The sequence below is a fragment of the Erysipelothrix sp. HDW6C genome (assembly GCF_011299615.1).
Lineage (GTDB): Bacteria > Bacillota_I > Bacilli_A > Erysipelotrichales > Erysipelotrichaceae > Erysipelothrix.
On the sequence record NZ_CP049861.1, the window covers coordinates 218,107 to 235,752 of the forward strand.

Genomic DNA, 17,646 nt, shown 5'->3' on the forward strand with positions numbered 1-17,646 from the left:
TCACTTAGGAAATTTGATATGCCATTCTCCTAAGTCGATAAAAAAGACACACCGAAATTGATGTGTCTTCATATTCATTATTTTGTTCCGTAAATACGGTCCCCAGCATCGCCAAGTCCCGGTACGATATAGCCATGTTCGTTTAGTTTTTCATCAAGTGCTGCTAAAAAGATATCAACATCTGGGTGAAGTTTTTTGATGAACTCCACACCTTCAGGTGCACCGACAAGGCAAACAAGCTTAATATTTTTTGCTCCGCGTTTTTTAACAATTTCAATGGCTGCATCCGCAGATCCACCCGTTGCAAGCATTGGGTCTAAAACTAGAACTTCTGCTTTGTCCAAATCTTCAGGGAACTTTGCAAAATACTCATGGGGTAAAAGTGTTTCCTCATCACGGTAAACACCAACGTGCCCAACTTTTGCAGTAGGGATTAAATCTAAAATCCCTTCAACCATTCCAAGACCGGCACGGATAATTGGAACGAGAACAACCTCTTTACGAAGTTCAAATGTATCATATTTTCCACTGTGTGTATCAATCGTTACAGGCTCTAACTTTAAGTCGCGCGTAATTTCATAAGCCATCAAACCAGCAATTTCGTCAAGATTTTGACGGAAATCCTTGGTGCCTGTTGATGTACAACGCATTTGCGTTAATTTATGGGTAATTAATGGGTGATTTAATACTGTAATCATACTATGCTCGGTCTCCTCTTACTGGGTAATTTTGTGTAAATGCTTTTACTTCTTCGTTAATTCGGTTGATTGCTTCGGGATCATCATGGTGTGTTAGGGCATCATGAATGAAATGAGCAACTTTCTTAAATTCTTCTTCCTTGAATCCACGACTGGTCATTGCAGGTGTTCCCAATCGAATCCCACTTGTTACGGCTGGTCGCTCTGTATCAAAGGGAATTGCATTTTTGTTAATGGTGATACTTACTTCGCCAAGAATTTTTTCTGCATGCGCCCCTGTGATTCCAATACTGCGTTTGACATCAATCATGATGAGATGATTATCAGTACCGCCACTCACAAGACGGTAACCTAGTTTTTCCATCTCACTTGCAATCACACGAGTGTTTTTGATTACTTGTTCTTGATATGTTTGAAAACTTGGTTGTAAGGCCTCATGGAAACAGACCGCCTTTGCTGCAATAACATGCATCAATGGCCCCCCTTGCATTCCTGGGAATACAGAACGGTCGATGTCTTTGGCAAATTCTTTCTTACATAAGATGATACCACCACGTGGTCCACGCAGTGTTTTGTGGGTTGTTGAAGTTACAAAGTCCGCATACGGCACAGGATTGGGATGCAATCCTGCTGCAATTGGGCCTGCAATATGAGCCATATCGACCATAAGGTAAGCACCAACTTCATCAGCAATTTCACGGAATTTCGCAAAGTCAATCGTACGTGAATATGCACTTGCTCCTGCTACAATAAGTTTCGGTTTAACTTCGAGTGCTTTCGCACGCACCGCTTCATAATCAATCATTTCATTGAAACGATCCACACCATAACTGAAGAAGGTGTAGTTAATTCCTGAGAAATTCAACTGATGTCCATGTGTTAAGTGTCCGCCGGAATTTAAGTCCATTCCAAGCACAACATCGCCATGCTCAAGAACTGTCATATAAACAGCCATGTTAGCTTGTGATCCACTATGAGGTTGAACATTCGCATGTTCAGCTCCATAAATTTCCTTAACACGTTCAATGGCAAGATTCTCAACAACATCAACATACTCACAGCCACCATAATAACGTTTTCCTGGATAGCCTTCTGCATATTTATTGGTCAGAACACTGCCTTGTGCTTCGAGAACTTGATTGGAAACAAAGTTCTCAGAGGCAATCAATTCGATGTGCTCTAACTGGCGTTGCTCTTCATTCGCAATCGCGGTAAATATTAAGTCATCTCTCATTAACGACCCTCCTTGATTTCAATATCTTTAATTTTATTAATACGACGTGTGTGACGTTCATCTTGGCTGTACGCTGTACCCAACCATGTACGAACAATCGCCTCATTCATAGCAAGTTCGGTTGTGCGTCCTGCAAGCGCTAGAATATTTGAATCGTTGTGCTCGCGTGTGAGTTCCGCAACTTCAGTACTTGTAACCAAAGCAGCACGAATACCACGAACTTTATTGGCAACAATGGATGCACCAATACCTGTCCCACAAAGAATAATCCCCATTTCATACTCGCCATCCGCTACTGCTTTAACTGCTGGATAGATGACATCGGGATAATCAACACTTGCATCGGAGTGAACACCATAGTCTTCAAACTCATAACCCATCTCTGTAATCACTGATTTCAAGGCCTCTTTTTGTTCAAAACCACCTTGATCACTTGCTAATGCTATCTTCTTCATTGTACTGCCTCCTTTTGTATTTGTTCTAAAGTAATAATACCTTCCCTTAAGCATACTATTTCTGGACCCGTTAGGTCAAATACGCTTGACGACTTTCCACCATCAATGTTTCCAATGACGACACCTGAGATACGTCCCTCAAGTTGTTCAAGAACCATATCCGAAGATGTTGCTGTGGTGAGCCCAGAACGGTTCGCCGACGGTAGCCAAATCGGATGGCCGACTTTGGTAATAATTTCATGAACCCACGCATCATCCGCCATACGAATCCCCAATGTCTTTTGGTCACCAAGGAAATCAAAAACGCCTTCTTTACGTTTAAAGATAAACGTTACCGCACCCGGCATAAATGTGCGCATCAAGTGACGTTGGACGTCTGTTAACTCAGCCACCGCTTCAATTTGTGCTTCACTTGCCACCATTAATGGGAACGGCTTATTCTCTGGACGCTCTTTCGCATCCTTTAGTTTTTGATACATCGCATCATTACCACTGTGTGCTGCAAGTCCATAAACAGTATCCGTCATGATGGCAACGAGGCCACCTTCTTTAATTGTCGATGCAATTGCATCTATTTCTTTTTTATCAAATTGTTTTGTTTCCATAATCCACCTCAAACCTTGTGTCTATTTTACCATAAAAAAAGATACTAATCTTAAGTTTGATTAATACCTTTATAGATGAATACCATCCGATCAAGACCATTAATATCTTGACGTAATTCAATTGTAGCGTCGCTAAAAAATTCATGACTTAAAGCAACCACAGCATCCCCAATATCAAAACCAATTTCAAAAGCAATGACCGCACGGTCATTTAATACCTTGTGTGCATTTTCAAGAACGCGACGGTAAAAGAAGAGTCCGTCCTCGCCACCAAATAACGCAACATGTGGTTCGTTGTTCAATACTGAAGTTTGGATGTGTTCTGTATTTTTTATATACGGTGGATTGCAGACAAGAATATCGAGTTTAATATCTTTATCAATGAGCGGTTGCAACATATCGCCTTGCATGAATGTAACTTCCGCTTCATTGAATGTTGCATTCTTTTGTGCAACTTCCAATGCTTCCCCACTGATATCCGATGCATACACATGTGTATTCAACTCTTTGGCAAGTGCAATGCCAATGGCACCACTTCCGCAAGCAACATCGGCAATTACTGGATTTTCAAAGTAAGCATCCACATCTGCAAGGACATACCCCACAAGTTCTTCTGTTTCCCCACGAGGAATTAATACGCCTTCATCAACAAAGATTTTGTATCCAAAGAACCATTCATACCCAAGCACATAGCCCAACGGAACATCTGCAGCAAGTTCTTGAATTTTCTTATTATAATCTTCAGCAATCTCAGTGAGTGCCTCATCATCAAATACAAGGAACATATCCAAATCATGCTCACGTAAGAGCTCAAGCATTAAAACACGGGCAAAGCCCGTGTAGACACCTGATTTATCCAGTACATCTGTTGCTATGTTTACGAGTTGTTTATAAGTCATTAAACGCCTTGTTCGAGGATTTCCTTTTGTTCTTGCTCAAGAAGTGCATTCACAATTTCATCCAACTTACCTTCCATAATAATATCTAACTTTTGCAATGTTAATCCAATACGGTGATCACTCACGCGGTTTTGTGGATAGTTGTATGTTCTAATTTTTTCCGAACGGTCACCACGACCAATTTTTGTACTACGAGTTGCTGAGCGTTCCTCATCGAGTTTGCGTTGATGATGTTCAAAGACACGCGCACGAATCAAACGCATCGCCGTATCACGGTTTGCATGTTGTGAACGTCCATCTTGACACTTCACAGTTATACCTGTAGGTTTGTGAACAATTCGAACAGCGGAGTCGGTTTTATTAACGTGTTGTCCACCAGCCCCAGAAGCACGCATTGTGTCGACTTCCAAATCATTCGGATCGATATCAATTTCTTCTTCTTCAACATCCGCCAATACAATAACAGTAGCAGTCGATGTATGAATACGACCTTGTGTTTCTGTTTTTGGTACACGTTGTACACGGTGTGCTCCAGATTCAAATTTAAAATGACGGTACGGTTCTTGTCCACGTACGATGAATGAAATCAGTGTATATCCACCGGAATCAGCTTCGGACGCTTCAATGACTTCATACTTATAACCCAGTGTTTCTGCATAACGCGTATACATACGGTACAAGTCACCTGCAAAAATATTTCCTTCATCGCCACCAGCTGCACCACGAATTTCGATAATTGCATCATAACTATCGGCAGGGTCACGCGGGATTAAAAGCACGCGCAGTTCTTCCTGTAGATTTTCCATCTTTTCGGAGTACTCTGCAATTTCCATTTCTGCAAGTTCACGCAATTCAACTTCAGTTTCAACTGCAAGCATCTCTTCTGCTTGTGTCACAAGATCTTCTGCTTCTAAATATTTATTATAAGCAGATAACGTTTGTTGCATTCCAGATTGTTCTTTTCCGAGTTTCGCCATTTGCTTACGATCGCCCAATACTTCGGGTGTCATCATTAATTCAGTGATTTCTGCATCACGTGATTTAATGCGCTCAAGACGCTCTTTCATTGTTTTTTCTAACATTATTTTTCACCTTTACTATATCCATTGATTGTTGGCTTGTCATATACAATATGATCATGGCGGCAACGTGCTTCATATGCCTCACTTGCTCCAACCAACACAACTGGATCATTATATGATGCAGGTTCACCATTAACCAGTCGTTGCGAACGTGTCGCAGGTGCCCCACATTTTGTACAAACAGCAGTAAGTTTTGTAACAAACTCTGCAGTTGTCATGAGTTTGGGGATAACCCCAAATGCCTCACCTCTAAAATCCATATCCAACCCTGCAACCATAACACGCTTCCCTTGGAGCGCAAGATGATCACAGACCTTTACAATTTCGTCATCGAAAAACTGTACCTCATCAATAGCAACAACATCTGTCTCATCTGTAACATACTCTAATATCTTCACAGCTGAATCAATCACTACCGATCGAACCCGTGTTCCTGCGTGTGAAACGACCTCGTCATCACTGTAACGATTATCCACAGCCGGTTTAAAAACTAAGATGTTTTTGTTTGCATACTTCAGTGTATTAATTCGACGAATTAATTCCTCTGTCTTTCCTGCAAACATGCATCCTGTTATTACTTCTACATACCCCTCTTGATACTGATGATACATCATTTTTCAATCACCTCTTACATTACATTCTAACGTATTTGCCTAAAAAAAATAAGGGGTGAGCCCCTTATTTCATACCATATTTCTTATTGAATTTGTCAATACGTCCGGCTGCATTAGCGAAACGTTGTTTACCTGTATAGAAAGGGTGGCAGTTTGAGCATGTATCTACACGTAGACCTTCTGCTGTTGATCCCACTTCAATTTCTGTATTACAAGATGTACAAACAATTTTTGTTGCATGGTATTCTGGATGAATTCCTTGTTTCATAATATGTCGTCTCCTTCCGCCTAAGTGTAAGTTTAACTACCTTAGATAAGTGCTTAGTAATGATACCACAATCGCGCCTCATTAGCAATCCTTTTGTTTACGCGAACGAGCACTGTGTGCATCATTGATTCAGAATCAATTTCCCATTATAAAAATACAGTGTTCTAACAAACTCATTATCACCATCCGGTGTCTTTTCAACAACCTTATATCGCATTGCAACCAAGTCAATGTTTTGTGAGGATACACTTAGAATCTCCTCCAACAATGCCCGCTTCTCTTGGCTTGCATCCGTATTCAAAGCTGCATTGGTCGACAGTATTTGTTCGTAGATTTGTTCAAGTTCATCATGCACACGCTCTGCATCAACCTCAATCGATAGGGGTTGTCCTAATTGAGACTCCACTTCTGATTGAAGTGTACCATCCACAAGCGTGAATATTGTAGGCGCAACATACTTCGGTTTTTGTTGTGCATTTAAGTACAAGAATCCACAAACCGCAACAATCGCAAGCAGTGCTAGAATTAGCCATTTTTTCATCGTATTCTCCATTATCTAGATTTGTATTGAATACCCTCGGTAATCATCAATCCTTTCAAATCCCAGTGTTTCCATGCCATAAATTTTGTCCAGTTCTATTTCTTCAACAAGATAGATAACTTTCTCAACACCTCTAATACTTAATGACCACAACACGTCATTCAAAAGCATCGCATTCGCATTATCAGAATCAAGAAAATATATCTCTGCATATTTCCTGTTCTGTTTTTGATAATTCATAGCACATACCGAACCTGTAATAGGGGACACGTCGATTGTACGAATTGTCCATTTATCTCGGTTTGCAAGAATTCGTGTTCCGTTCCAATATGCATCAGGATACAAGCGGTTGTGATAATCACTAAATGCTTCCTCACCATCTCGCTTTAGGTCTTCAGTAAAGGTACTACTCGTAAATTTATCATGATCCGATAGTATTCGCTCATAGCGTATCAATTTATCAACACATTGAAATCCTTCCTGTCCTAAGAAATCGATTGCTTCGCGATTGGAACTTGGATACCCTATAAAAAATTGGTAACCTTTATATTTTTGTCGAATGTACTTATAGAACATCTCAGCAAACTCCTGATATTTTCGTTCGCACGCAATACCACCAACAGCTTGAAGATACTTACCCTCACAGTCAACAATTAATGGAAGGATTGCATAGTCATCACCATCTCGCAGGATAAGAAGGGTCTCATCACGTATAGCACCATTCAAAACTTTTCGTATGTCTTCACGATTATCCATGATTGGATAAAAGCGTGTCTTGGGGTTTTGGTAAATGCTCCAGCAGTAATCTACCAGTTCATCAACTGACATCTCGCCTATCGTAACCCACTCCATCGTTTTACCTCCTATAGGATCATCTTTGCTATAATCTTTCATTCAGGATTCTCAATGTTTTTTTTCACACTAACACCACCTTATTCACCGGTGATATCTATTTTATACTTCCCGAGAGAACTAACTGTATGGACGAACAGAGTACTAATGTCATTTCCTGGATAGATTACCACTACTTCCCCACCAAAGTCGGGTAGATCGTATCTGGCGAGAAACCTTTCTGGTGAATTCATTAATTTTCTTTATTTCCTTCATTATTTGCTCCTTTGAAAATATGTCTTAACAATAATCGAATGCGACCATCCTACTCTTTTTCCAACGTAATGTTATCATAACAATTTTCTTACCAATCTCCAAATTAAAACACGCACATTCAGTGTGCGTGCTTCGACTTATTGTTCGTAACCTCTATATGCAAGAATTCTTCTCGCAAACCCTCGATATCCTTTAGCGTAAATACCTTGCAATGTATGGTCACTTTTTGCACTAAACTTTAAAAATAGTTTTCCACTTATGGCTCCAAATTTATCCCAATAATTGCGATTCGTATTCATAGCGATTAGCAGTTCGTTTTGTCTCGCTTCTGCTTTCTCTTTCAACACTTCACAAAGTTGATGGGTCGACTCGCGATAATAATGGCTATATTCTAGAGGGTCAATGTCACTATTATCCGCAAGAAAATGTGCGAATCCTTCATCAAAGACCAAGTAATCAACCTTTTCTTCAAAAGATGCACCTTCTTTAAGGATGTAATCTTTCCGAATACAGACATGTGCTAACTCATGCGTAAGCAGTTGTTGCATGAGTTCTGAAAGCGTGATTCCTTGCTGTAGATAAGCATCAATGTTTTGCAGATCAATAATAATGACACCGTTGCGCACCATCATGTCATAAACACTTGGGCACCCAACAACCAATTCAATTGATGTATCTTTAGTTGCCTCACGCCAATCTTTAAAGATGGTGTCAAAGTATTGAATGTTGAGTGGTGTGAAATTGTGGAGTAACGTGATAATACTGTCTCTTAATTCTCTTAATTGCAACTGTTCAAGAATCGGCGCACTAAAGTGATGCTCTCCTGGAATTATTTCATCGAAAACCCAGTAATCTGAAACATTGTTCTCTCCATCCAGATATCGTTGTATTTGAGTATCAATTACCTTCATATTTGAATACTCAACTGTCGTTTCCAACAATGATGATCCATGACCAATCTTTTGTGGGTAACTTAATCTGAATAATTGTCTTACGCGGTTTTCGGGCAATGACGCTAAACATTAGAGGAATACAACGAACGGTGTAATTTCGGCCATTCGTTTTTCTCGTATCAGGTAATCAACAATTAATTTGACCGTTTCTTCATCCACAAATGGTGCGAGAGGAATTAAGCCTTCAACACGCGCATTCGGTTGAGATAAAGTATTTTCAACATGTTTGTGAAGGGCATCCTCTTCTAAAAATGGATACAATCCTTCAATTCCTTCTGTTTCGCTCTTTGCGTGAGCATCGGTGAATAACTTATCAATGGTCTTTGCATCCATAAAAGGTGCAAAAGGGATAATATCTTTAAGTTTAAAATCTTCTCGTTGTTCTAAGCGACCGATAATCATACCCAGATCTTCTTCATCAATAAATGCAACCAGTGGCACAATATCACGTATACCATAGCGATCAATGTTTTCAAGAATCCAATCTTTAATCTGATCTGACTCCATGAATGGCGCAATTGCAATGAGTGATTCCACTGTGAATTCTTCAGGATCAACTTTACTGAATACTTTTTCAAAGAGATCTGGTTTTGTAATAGGCGCAATATCTATGAGTTCTTTCTCATTTAACGGCTCATTTTTTTCTACTTTGCGTACTGATTCTGCCATCCTTACATTACCAAGGAGCTCATCAATTGAAATGGAAAATATTTGTGAGAGTTCTGATAGTTTTCCAATATCTGGACTTGTTAATCCATTTTCCCAAGATGATACTGCTTGGTGGCTTACACCTAGCGTTTCTGCCAACTCTCCTTGTGTAAGATTCCGTTGCTTCCGTTGTGTGGCAATTACCTTACCAAGATGGTTCATATCAAATGTATTTACGTTGTGACTGATTTTCATAATCATGCCTCGCTTTCTGATTAAATCTTACGATGTGAGTACCAAATATTAAAGCAAGCGCTCCTTGAATTTGAAATTCAAGTAACGCTTGAGTCACTATTTCGTCAGTATTTTCATGATAATACGGTAAAATATCTCAATCACAACAATCGCAAGCGCAATGGTGATCGATATGGTAAATGTTTTAGTAAGAAGTTCTATTCCCATGATGTAATCGCCACTCATTAAACTACGAATAGCTTGGTATGCCGAAATACCTGGGACGAGCGGAAATATTCCCGGTAGGTTGAATGTCGTCGTTGGAACTTTTGCTTGGCGTGCAAAAATAATTGAACAAACGGACACAGTTACAGCACCAAAGAAAACCGAGACTGTAGTACTTACATTTTGTCCCAATAAAATCCAATTGACCATCCACCCAAACATTCCCGTTAAACCACAGCGAACCAGCACACGGCGAGGAACATTAACAATGATTCCAAATCCTAGTGATGTAATGAAACTACTTAGTAATTGCGTTATTATTGTCATCATTAAAACCTCAAGGCGCTCATGACACCTGCTCCAATCATCCCAGCAATCATGATTGCTTCAATCATGAACACCGTTCCTGATATGGTATTCCCTACCAAGAAATCCCGAATTGAATTCATGATTTGAATCCCCGGAACCAAAACAATAATACTTCCAATGATGACCGTATCTATATTTGTTACCAAACCCAATGAATTTAAATAGTTTGCAAATGTCGCCATCAAGAACGTCGCCATGAATTCTTGTAAAAATCGTACCTGCATTGTTTTGCTAACAACTGTATAAAACCAATATCCTATAAGCCCCGTTGCAATGGTTACCACCATATCATTTAATGAGCCTTGGAAAATAAGCATCATTGCACCACTAATACATCCCGCTGCAACAATCTTTAACCATTGTGGGAAATCGGGTGTTTCTTTTTCAATCTCACCCATACGTTGATAGAGTTCTTCTATGTTAAGTATCCCAGCACTGAATTCACGAGAGGCGCGGTTGACTTCGCCAATTTTTTCCATATTTTGGCGACGACTGGATATCCGTTTCATTTTTGTACTGTGACCAAAATGCGTTGTTACGAAAATTCCGGTGGGAATCACAAAACTCATCGCTTCGTTTGTACCATGCTTTACCGCTAACATGCGGTTCATGGTATCTTCAACACGATGCATCTCTGCACCGTTTTCCATTAAAATTTTTCCTGCCAAGATACATGCATCCAAAAGCATGTCTTCTTCCTTATAGTTCATGACCCACCACCATTCTTCTCATATTCTAACACTTTTTAGTGAATTTGTATTAGTACCTTGTATCGCAAGGTACTATGTGATACTATGTTGTCAAGGTGGTGATGTGATGAACACACAATTCAAAAAAGGTGTTCTTGAGCTTTGCGTGCTTGCACTCTTATCGCGAAAAGAATACTACGGGTATGAAATCGTCAGCCTTATCTCGGAAACGATTGAAATATCCGAAGGGACAATGTACCCCTTACTCAAGAGATTAAAAGATGATGGCTTAGTGTCAACCCGTTTGGTTGAATCATCACAAGGACCCTCACGCAAGTATTATTCATTGACTGCTTCAGGTCAGGAATATACGAAGATTAAAATTGATGAATGGTTTGATTTCACAGATCATGTGGACGAACTGTTGAAAGGAGACACACTATGACACGAAATGAATATTTACACATCCTAAGGAAGAACATTCAAGTATTACCACTTGATGAGATTGATGACATTATTAATGATGTTGCGTCACACTTTGACTTTGGCCTTGAAGAGGGAAAAACTGAGGAAGAGGTTTCACGCCAATTGGGAGATCCTCTTGATATGGCACGTCAATTTACAGGTGGACGCACGCATACAGCGCAATCACAATCCTATCGTCATGAACCACAACGCCCTTATGATACAACCAGCGCGCGCTTCTTACGTTTCTGTGTCTTCATGATGGCAGGTGTATTCTTGATTGGACCCATTATTGGTGTATATGCTGTAATCTTATCCTTCATACTCATCGGATTTGTGTTTACGGTTTGCTCCGTGATTGTGCTCTTCTCACCGTTAATGCAAGCTGCTTGGCCTTTCTTTATATCAACACCGTTCTCATTTGGAACGACTGTACTGCTCTTTGTAGGAATGCTTGCATTGGGTGTGGGAATTGCATGGCTTTCACTGTTGGCATTCCGTGCATTTAACCGCATCATTAAAAAGGGATACCAAATTATTATGGGATCGCCGGAGTTGTCACTATGAGACGCTCATTCAACAAAATCTGGATTCCTGTCCTGCTTGTTATTGTGGGAATAACACTAACAAGCGTTGCTGTTGGTGGTGTTACACGCCAAATCTATGAACAGTTAAACTTTAATGAAACAATCACTGGGAACTTCGTAGAGAACACACAACCGCTTGATGCATCGATTACAGACATCAACATCTATGCAGATGCGACAAACAGTATCAATATCGTATTTGATGATTCGCAAACACCCTCACTCAAGACCGTAGGCGAATCCACTGATCTTGTGGTCCGTACATCTGGAGAATCGCTCACAATTAAAACTTCTGAAAGTTTGTGCAACGGGAACATTCTATCGTGTAACAATCCGCGTTTCGATACGATTGCATTGGTACTCCCAACCTCTATGAAGGGAAGCATTCGAATTGAGGCCTTGGTTCAAAACGTCTCAATCGACGCAAAATCAATCCAGACTCTCGACCGTGTTGTCGTCAAGACCCTCAATACGGCAGTCAAGGTCAATAATATTGAAGGATCACTAAAGTTTGATACATTGAACCTCACCTTGGATGCTCAAAATGTTGCAGGTAACATCGATATTAATGGTGCCGATGTTAATGCAACAATCGTTGGAAATAAAAATAAGCTTGCCATCAATTCCAATACTTTGAACATGAGCGCAAATGTATCCAGTATGGGCGATTTGACACTTGATACTGACGGATTAAATGTTAATGTCATTGCGATTGTCCAAGAAAAATCAGGATACTCTGTACGCATGACCGGATTAAGTTCCAGTTATTCTAACTTGATTGGAAGCAACAGTAATTCAAGACTGTTTGGTGACATCAGGGATCACTTCACCACTTCCGAAGGAAACCAAAACATTTCCATTTCTATGGATGGACTTAATCAATCCCTTACCCTTACACATTAAAAGCTGTCTCGCGACAGCTTTTTTAGTTTATTTTCTTAACCATGATTAGACAGGGATTCGCTTCACCCCACAGTTGTGGCAAAACTTCGATGCCATGAAAACCGACAGCCTCATAAAAGAGACGGGTCTTGGCATAATGCGGATCTGGATGTGAAGCAGCCAGTGTTTTAACCATTAAAACCTCAATTCTATTTTGGGCAGCATGAATTTCTGCAAGTCGCATGAGTTTTCGACCGATTCCATGTCGGTGATACAAGGGATCAATTCCCTGGACATGAATCTCAAGAGCACCTCCAGCATGGTAATTTAAAGCCGTAAATCCAATCACCTTGGCTTGATCATACACTGCATATACAACCATCGCTTTAACCTCTTCTACATACGCTTCAGTACTTTCTGGAATGCCAAACCATTCTGGAAGTAATTCGAGAATATGTGCACATACCTCCGACTTCTTCTCAGCATCAAATATTTGTTGAGTTTGATAGGCAAAGTGATGATCACAATTCCATTCTTCACGGGTAATGCCATAACCTACTGAATCGTAGTAAACGCCTTTATGATAGCGCGCACGTCTGACGACCTTTTCTCGTTTGAAACCAAGAATATCACCAACGCGCATCATTCCAAAATTTCCCGACCATGTCGTAAACCCAACACGGTCAACATTCTCATTATCGAAAATACGTTGCGTCATTTCAATTGCAACAGTACGTGCAATCCCCTTCGACCAATACGCATCATCAAAAATATCCATTCCAAATTCCAACCAACGTGTATCTTTATTTTCCCAGTAATAATTTGCACAACCGACAATGGCATCGTTATAACGAATGACCAGCGCAGTCTTGCTATTTAAAAGGAATTTTCCATCGCGTTCAAGATAATCTTCAAATGTCAGCATTTCAAATTCATTAAAGTATGGTGCATCCAATTCGGTCCATGGATAGTATGACTCCTTGGCACTTAACTCCCACAACCGTTCCATATCGGATGCTTTCGGCTGCTCCAATGTAATACTATCTTTCAAGTAATGCGGTGAGGGTTTAAAAGTCTTCCATGTTACTTCAAAGTATGTGTCTGCATCACGATAGTAAGTCGGTACAGGTTTTGCGATAAATCCAAGTTTCGCATACAAGCGTAACGCATCTTTGTTCTCAAGACTTGGATCGACACAACAACGACTCACACCTGTTTTATTGAGTACCGTATCAATCACATAACTTAATGCATACGCAGCGATTCCTTTGCCCATAGCATGCGGAAGCACTTTAATATCCAATGTCGCAAAATCGTTTTCATAGTCTAGACGATAAAACGTCTCTCCACAGTAACCCAGGGTATCATCATAAATACTAAAATGCGATGATATCTTGCTTCCCTCGATATTCTTGATCCATGATTCAAGTGCCTCAAACGTTATTCCCAATCCATCAGGAAAACCTACGTACTTCATAACTTCCGGGTGATTCCAAAGTTTCTGCACATTCACTAAATCTTTATATTCTGTTTTCTTTATTTGCATATGTTCCCTTTCTTGCATAGTAAAAAACACTTTATTACTTTATGATGAGTGTCCACGCAAGAGTTAATTTTAAAGTTTCTTACGAGGTGTCATTGTGAATGTTGTAAGCATAAGACCACCTCTTCTCTACCTCTAGTATATCGTGTTTCTGAATAGAAAAAAAGGGTTTCCCCTTTTTTTATGTTATATCGCGATTGCAATACTCACGTTCAATATTGCGATCAGCGTAGAATACCCTATACAAACCATAGCACGCAAAGAGTGCTATCATCCCGATTGTAGTGATTTTAAACAAAATACCATCGAATCGCTTGTATCCCACCATAAGAAACATGCATGCCGTTACGATCATACGAACGAACACGCCATGTCCTGCTCCACGCAGTGTACTTGCTAAGGTACTATTTAATACAATATAATGAGCAATTGCACCAAACACTAAGGTAGTCAAAACATCCACTGCTGTAATTTGAATTGGTCGCAATAAGACACCAATCGTGAACAGAACAACGACACCCATTCCCAGTGACATACGCCACTGGATATGGGTGCGAAGTCCCTTGATAATATCTTGCTTGTTCAGTTCTGTCGATAATAAATAGCCTTGCATGCGAGTCGAGAGGGTCTCTTCATACCGTTCACTGGATACAAGAATCAACAATGCATTCGTCAACAATAGAATACCCGTTGTTCCCAAAAACGTTTCACTACCAAATTCGTTGTTTGTGATTCTATAGACGAGAATAAGAACTACACATATCTGTCCCGAAATTTGCACAAAGGGCATAGCATTGTGTTCGTATCTAAGATATTTTTTCATGACGATGCACCCTTTCGATATAATACAAGACTCTTTCAAGTGAAATGGTTTCCAAATTATCCACAGTGGCATGTTGTGCATCCATGAGTGCTTCAGTTCCAAAATCACCGGACCAATAATTTATGATTCCTGCCGTGGGAAGGTCCTCAAAGGCACCTTGCCATAATTTATAGCGACTGACGATCTCATCTGGGCTTGATTGAAATAACACCACGCCCTCTTGAATATAAATTACTTGATCACATATTCGTTCAAAATCCTCGATATTATTACTACTTACTATAACTGTATTTTTACCATCCAACATATACTCTTGAATATCATCAAGGAGCAGTTGCTTACGCTTACTATCCAAACCTAACGTCGGCTCATCTAAGATTAATAGCGATGATTCAATTGAGCGCGCAATTGCGTACATTGATATTTTTTTGCTCCCATTCGATAGTTCTTCCCGTGTTCCAAACCCATTCCCCTCAAGTGCTTTCAAACGATTCCAGGACCCTTCTTTTTTAAAGAAGGGTTGAACATACTCCATCCACTCCACAATGGATGTAAAGGCATCCTTATCAGAAAATGGATAGTTATCTGGCATGTACGCTATTGCATGATTTTTTTTGTACTTCATGATTGATTGGTTATCAATAAGAATTTCTCCAGCATCCGCATCAATGATGCCGGCAATCAATTTGAGGAGTGACGATTTGCCTTTGCCATTTTTTCCACACAGGACAACAAGTTTACCCTCTCCTATCGTTAGATTTAAGTCTTCAATACTCAATTTATTACGCAGTTTGTAAACATTCTTAAATTCAATCATGGTGTGCTGTCCCTTGCATTAAATTAATAAACGCGTCAATTGTTGCGAATTCTTCATCAACGCCCCTTGCCTTCAGCACCTTACGGCCTTCTTGCTGAAGTGATTCTATATCACACTTTAAGATCATTTCACCATTTTCAAGGTAGATTATGTAGTCAATCAAACGGCCCAATTCGCTCACATTATGTGTAGCGATGAGAATGGTAGCATCAACGTTGTAACGGTAATCACTGAGATCATCAATGATTTCAAGACGCGTTGCAGGATCAATTCCTTCTGTGGGTTCATCCAAAACAAGTAATTCAGCATTATGTGACAATGCGATCGCACACATCAACCGTTGACGCATCCCTGTAGAAAGCATTGACACGCGATCATTGACGTCAATATCATAACGCTCAGTTGCATCTGTAAATGCCATTTTATCCCACGCGTGTTTAAAGGTTAATTCCATAATGCGCACAATTTCTCTTACTCTTAGATTGTCTTTAAATGGAAATGTGTCCGGCATATAGGCGAGAATTTCGCGGAATTCTTTCCTCCCTTCCCACATGACTGTTCCACTTTGCATGGGGTTGTGGGACACCAATTCTTTGATTAATGTCGTTTTTCCTGCACCATTTTCACCGAAGATGCCGCAAATGATCCCTTGTGGTAAATCAAAGTTTAACGGTCCTAATTCAAATGTGTTCTCTACATAAAGATTTTTAACGCTCAATGTTGATGCCATATTCTTTCCTCCTGCTCTTGTACAATGTTGTTTCTTTAAGTAATTGATAGATAACCACCACGAGAAGATTTAATGATATAAACGTATAACTGAAATCAAGGACACCCGCAAATATCAAGAGGATAACGATAAAAGCATAGACGATCGCGATTAGCCAGGAATAATCTGTAATGGGCGTTTTGCGAATATAATTACTTTCCACAATCGTACGAAGCAGACTGACAAGGTAGATACAGATGACAAAGTCAAATCCCATGTTAGCATCGTTTTGGGAAAGTATGACTGGAACAAGAAGTATAATTGCATATGCTAGTGCAAATACCATGTTTCCAACCAAACGCTCAACAAAAGTAAGCGGTAAAGATTTTTCAAATGCACTGATGGGTTTCCACGATGCATTTGTGATCATGGCAAATACGTAGACCATGGCAAAAGGATTAGAATCCTGACTCTGGGTGAAAGAAATAAAAACGGCAGCAATTCCACCACCCAAATGAATCAAAAGTGATTTGCGATCTCGATTCAGATTTAGAACCATTTGAGACATCATATGATTTCCTCCTCTAATCTTTTCTTTGGGCGCAACCGATAAGAAAGACCATGAACTGTAATAATTGGAAGTGCAGCGAATAGGATTACCCCCAGAAACGAAGCTTTTAGATTTCTTCCACCTGTGATGAAATAAGCGGCGATGAGAAATGAGAGCTGTGAAGCATAGACGATTGTTTGTTTAACGCCATTACGTAAGGTTGGCACCAGCCTGATTGAGACGTAAATATAGGATTGAAGGCCACTCATTACTATAAGCGCAACGATGATAGGAACCGTGACTACCTGTATGCCACTTGCTGAAATAATCAATCCAACTGCCAGCACTTCAACCACACCACGCAATACAAATAGATAATTCCCCAACCAAATTTCGTACCATCGATACGGAAGTGAATACGAATAGGCATTGTTTGCGGCTTTCAAATTATAATCATTTGAATATATGAACCACATCATTTGCAGCTGAATCAGGGAACTTGATGGTGTATCCCCAACGAGCGTATCAAGCAAATAGAAGGAAGCCATATAAGCCACAATACCGATTAGTTCTTGAATGATATTTTTAAAGCGCGCATGTTCGCAATAGTTTTGATAAGCAATGGCCCACATAAGCTTCCCTCTTCTCT

Annotated in this window: 23 protein-coding genes and 1 pseudogene; 4 read left to right on the plus strand and 20 right to left on the minus strand. The window is 40.0% G+C overall.

The features are described 5' to 3' along the window. Window positions 1-77: 77 nt before the first annotated feature. The 14 genes from upp to G7062_RS01140 form a co-directional block, all read right to left on the minus strand. On the minus strand, window positions 78-698 hold the full coding sequence (upp, locus tag G7062_RS01075; RefSeq protein ID WP_166064073.1) for a uracil phosphoribosyltransferase: 621 nt from the start codon (window positions 696-698) through the stop codon (window positions 78-80). A gap of 1 nt (window position 699) precedes the next feature. Further along, entirely contained in the window at window positions 700-1,932 is a 1,233-nt protein-coding gene (gene glyA / locus G7062_RS01080) for a serine hydroxymethyltransferase (protein WP_166064074.1), read from the minus strand. Continuing rightward, the gene (locus G7062_RS01085) at window positions 1,932-2,387 is read right to left on the minus strand and encodes an RpiB/LacA/LacB family sugar-phosphate isomerase (protein ID WP_166064075.1); all 456 of its coding nucleotides are present in this window, start codon (window positions 2,385-2,387) and stop codon (window positions 1,932-1,934) included. Before G7062_RS01085 ends, glyA begins: the two co-directional genes overlap by 1 nt. After that, window positions 2,384-2,992, minus strand: coding sequence for an L-threonylcarbamoyladenylate synthase (locus tag G7062_RS01090; protein WP_166064076.1), 609 nt, complete (start codon window positions 2,990-2,992; stop codon window positions 2,384-2,386). The genes G7062_RS01085 and G7062_RS01090 overlap by 4 nt, the downstream gene beginning before the upstream one ends. A gap of 50 nt (window positions 2,993-3,042) precedes the next feature. Further along, the gene (prmC, locus tag G7062_RS01095; protein WP_166064077.1) at window positions 3,043-3,891 is read right to left on the minus strand and encodes a peptide chain release factor N(5)-glutamine methyltransferase; all 849 of its coding nucleotides are present in this window, start codon (window positions 3,889-3,891) and stop codon (window positions 3,043-3,045) included. Beyond that, entirely contained in the window at window positions 3,891-4,973 is a 1,083-nt protein-coding gene (gene prfA / locus G7062_RS01100; protein WP_166064078.1) for a peptide chain release factor 1, read from the minus strand. The genes prmC and prfA overlap by 1 nt, the downstream gene beginning before the upstream one ends. After that, window positions 4,973-5,584: a thymidine kinase gene (locus G7062_RS01105; protein WP_166066051.1), complete on the minus strand. Its 612-nt coding sequence runs from the start codon at window positions 5,582-5,584 to the stop codon at window positions 4,973-4,975. The genes prfA and G7062_RS01105 overlap by 1 nt, the downstream gene beginning before the upstream one ends. A gap of 67 nt (window positions 5,585-5,651) precedes the next feature. Then, window positions 5,652-5,855 carry a 50S ribosomal protein L31 gene (gene rpmE / locus G7062_RS01110; RefSeq protein ID WP_166064079.1) on the minus strand — a complete coding sequence of 68 codons (204 nt, stop codon included), beginning with the start codon at window positions 5,853-5,855 and terminating at the stop codon, window positions 5,652-5,654. Window positions 5,856-5,976: 121 nt separating this feature from the next. After that, the gene (locus G7062_RS01115) at window positions 5,977-6,396 is read right to left on the minus strand and encodes a hypothetical protein (RefSeq protein WP_166064080.1); all 420 of its coding nucleotides are present in this window, start codon (window positions 6,394-6,396) and stop codon (window positions 5,977-5,979) included. 15 nt (window positions 6,397-6,411) lie between these two features. Continuing rightward, on the minus strand, window positions 6,412-7,290 hold the full coding sequence (locus G7062_RS01120) for a hypothetical protein (RefSeq protein WP_166064081.1): 879 nt from the start codon (window positions 7,288-7,290) through the stop codon (window positions 6,412-6,414). Window positions 7,291-7,640: 350 nt separating this feature from the next. Then, window positions 7,641-8,414: a hypothetical protein gene (locus G7062_RS01125; RefSeq protein ID WP_166064082.1), complete on the minus strand. Its 774-nt coding sequence runs from the start codon at window positions 8,412-8,414 to the stop codon at window positions 7,641-7,643. 111 nt (window positions 8,415-8,525) lie between these two features. Then, the gene (locus G7062_RS01130) at window positions 8,526-9,359 is read right to left on the minus strand and encodes a helix-turn-helix domain-containing protein (RefSeq protein WP_166064083.1); all 834 of its coding nucleotides are present in this window, start codon (window positions 9,357-9,359) and stop codon (window positions 8,526-8,528) included. Between the two features lie 96 nt (window positions 9,360-9,455). After that, window positions 9,456-9,893: a threonine/serine exporter family protein gene (locus G7062_RS01135; RefSeq protein ID WP_166064084.1), complete on the minus strand. Its 438-nt coding sequence runs from the start codon at window positions 9,891-9,893 to the stop codon at window positions 9,456-9,458. Then, window positions 9,893-10,642 carry a threonine/serine exporter family protein gene (locus tag G7062_RS01140; RefSeq protein ID WP_166064085.1) on the minus strand — a complete coding sequence of 250 codons (750 nt, stop codon included), beginning with the start codon at window positions 10,640-10,642 and terminating at the stop codon, window positions 9,893-9,895. Before G7062_RS01140 ends, G7062_RS01135 begins: the two co-directional genes overlap by 1 nt. A 106-nt stretch (window positions 10,643-10,748) precedes the next feature. Here G7062_RS01140 and G7062_RS01145 point away from each other — a divergent pair, with 106 nt between their 5' ends. From G7062_RS01145 to G7062_RS01155, 4 genes and pseudogenes are all read left to right on the plus strand, one after another. Continuing rightward, window positions 10,749-11,066, plus strand: coding sequence for a PadR family transcriptional regulator (locus tag G7062_RS01145; protein WP_166064086.1), 318 nt, complete (start codon window positions 10,749-10,751; stop codon window positions 11,064-11,066). Then, window positions 11,063-11,224: pseudogene (locus G7062_RS11595) on the plus strand (DUF1700 domain-containing protein); the annotation flags it as partial. The gene G7062_RS01145 and the pseudogene G7062_RS11595, both read left to right, overlap by 4 nt. A 134-nt stretch (window positions 11,225-11,358) precedes the next feature. Next, window positions 11,359-11,595: a hypothetical protein gene (locus G7062_RS11600; RefSeq protein ID WP_371741492.1), complete on the plus strand. Its 237-nt coding sequence runs from the start codon at window positions 11,359-11,361 to the stop codon at window positions 11,593-11,595. 54 nt (window positions 11,596-11,649) lie between these two features. Next, complete coding sequence (locus G7062_RS01155) at window positions 11,650-12,576, plus strand: hypothetical protein (RefSeq protein WP_166064088.1); 927 nt, start codon at window positions 11,650-11,652, stop codon at window positions 12,574-12,576. A gap of 22 nt (window positions 12,577-12,598) precedes the next feature. Here G7062_RS01155 and G7062_RS01160 read toward each other — a convergent pair whose 3' ends face one another. From G7062_RS01160 to G7062_RS01185, 6 genes are all read right to left on the minus strand, one after another. Further along, a complete protein-coding gene (locus G7062_RS01160; RefSeq protein ID WP_166064089.1) occupies window positions 12,599-14,101 on the minus strand; it encodes a GNAT family N-acetyltransferase in 1,503 nt (500 codons plus the stop codon). A gap of 178 nt (window positions 14,102-14,279) precedes the next feature. Continuing rightward, window positions 14,280-14,921, minus strand: coding sequence for a hypothetical protein (locus G7062_RS01165; RefSeq protein ID WP_166064090.1), 642 nt, complete (start codon window positions 14,919-14,921; stop codon window positions 14,280-14,282). Further along, window positions 14,905-15,738 carry an ABC transporter ATP-binding protein gene (locus G7062_RS01170; RefSeq protein WP_166064091.1) on the minus strand — a complete coding sequence of 278 codons (834 nt, stop codon included), beginning with the start codon at window positions 15,736-15,738 and terminating at the stop codon, window positions 14,905-14,907. The genes G7062_RS01165 and G7062_RS01170 overlap by 17 nt, the downstream gene beginning before the upstream one ends. Continuing rightward, window positions 15,731-16,468 (minus strand): ATP-binding cassette domain-containing protein, encoded by a 738-nt coding sequence (locus G7062_RS01175; RefSeq protein ID WP_166064092.1) that lies wholly within the window; start codon window positions 16,466-16,468, stop codon window positions 15,731-15,733. The genes G7062_RS01170 and G7062_RS01175 overlap by 8 nt, the downstream gene beginning before the upstream one ends. Next, window positions 16,446-17,018: a hypothetical protein gene (locus G7062_RS01180; protein ID WP_166064093.1), complete on the minus strand. Its 573-nt coding sequence runs from the start codon at window positions 17,016-17,018 to the stop codon at window positions 16,446-16,448. Before G7062_RS01180 ends, G7062_RS01175 begins: the two co-directional genes overlap by 23 nt. Further along, window positions 17,015-17,629 (minus strand): hypothetical protein, encoded by a 615-nt coding sequence (locus G7062_RS01185; protein ID WP_166064094.1) that lies wholly within the window; start codon window positions 17,627-17,629, stop codon window positions 17,015-17,017. Before G7062_RS01185 ends, G7062_RS01180 begins: the two co-directional genes overlap by 4 nt. Between the last annotated feature and the right edge of the window lie 17 nt (window positions 17,630-17,646).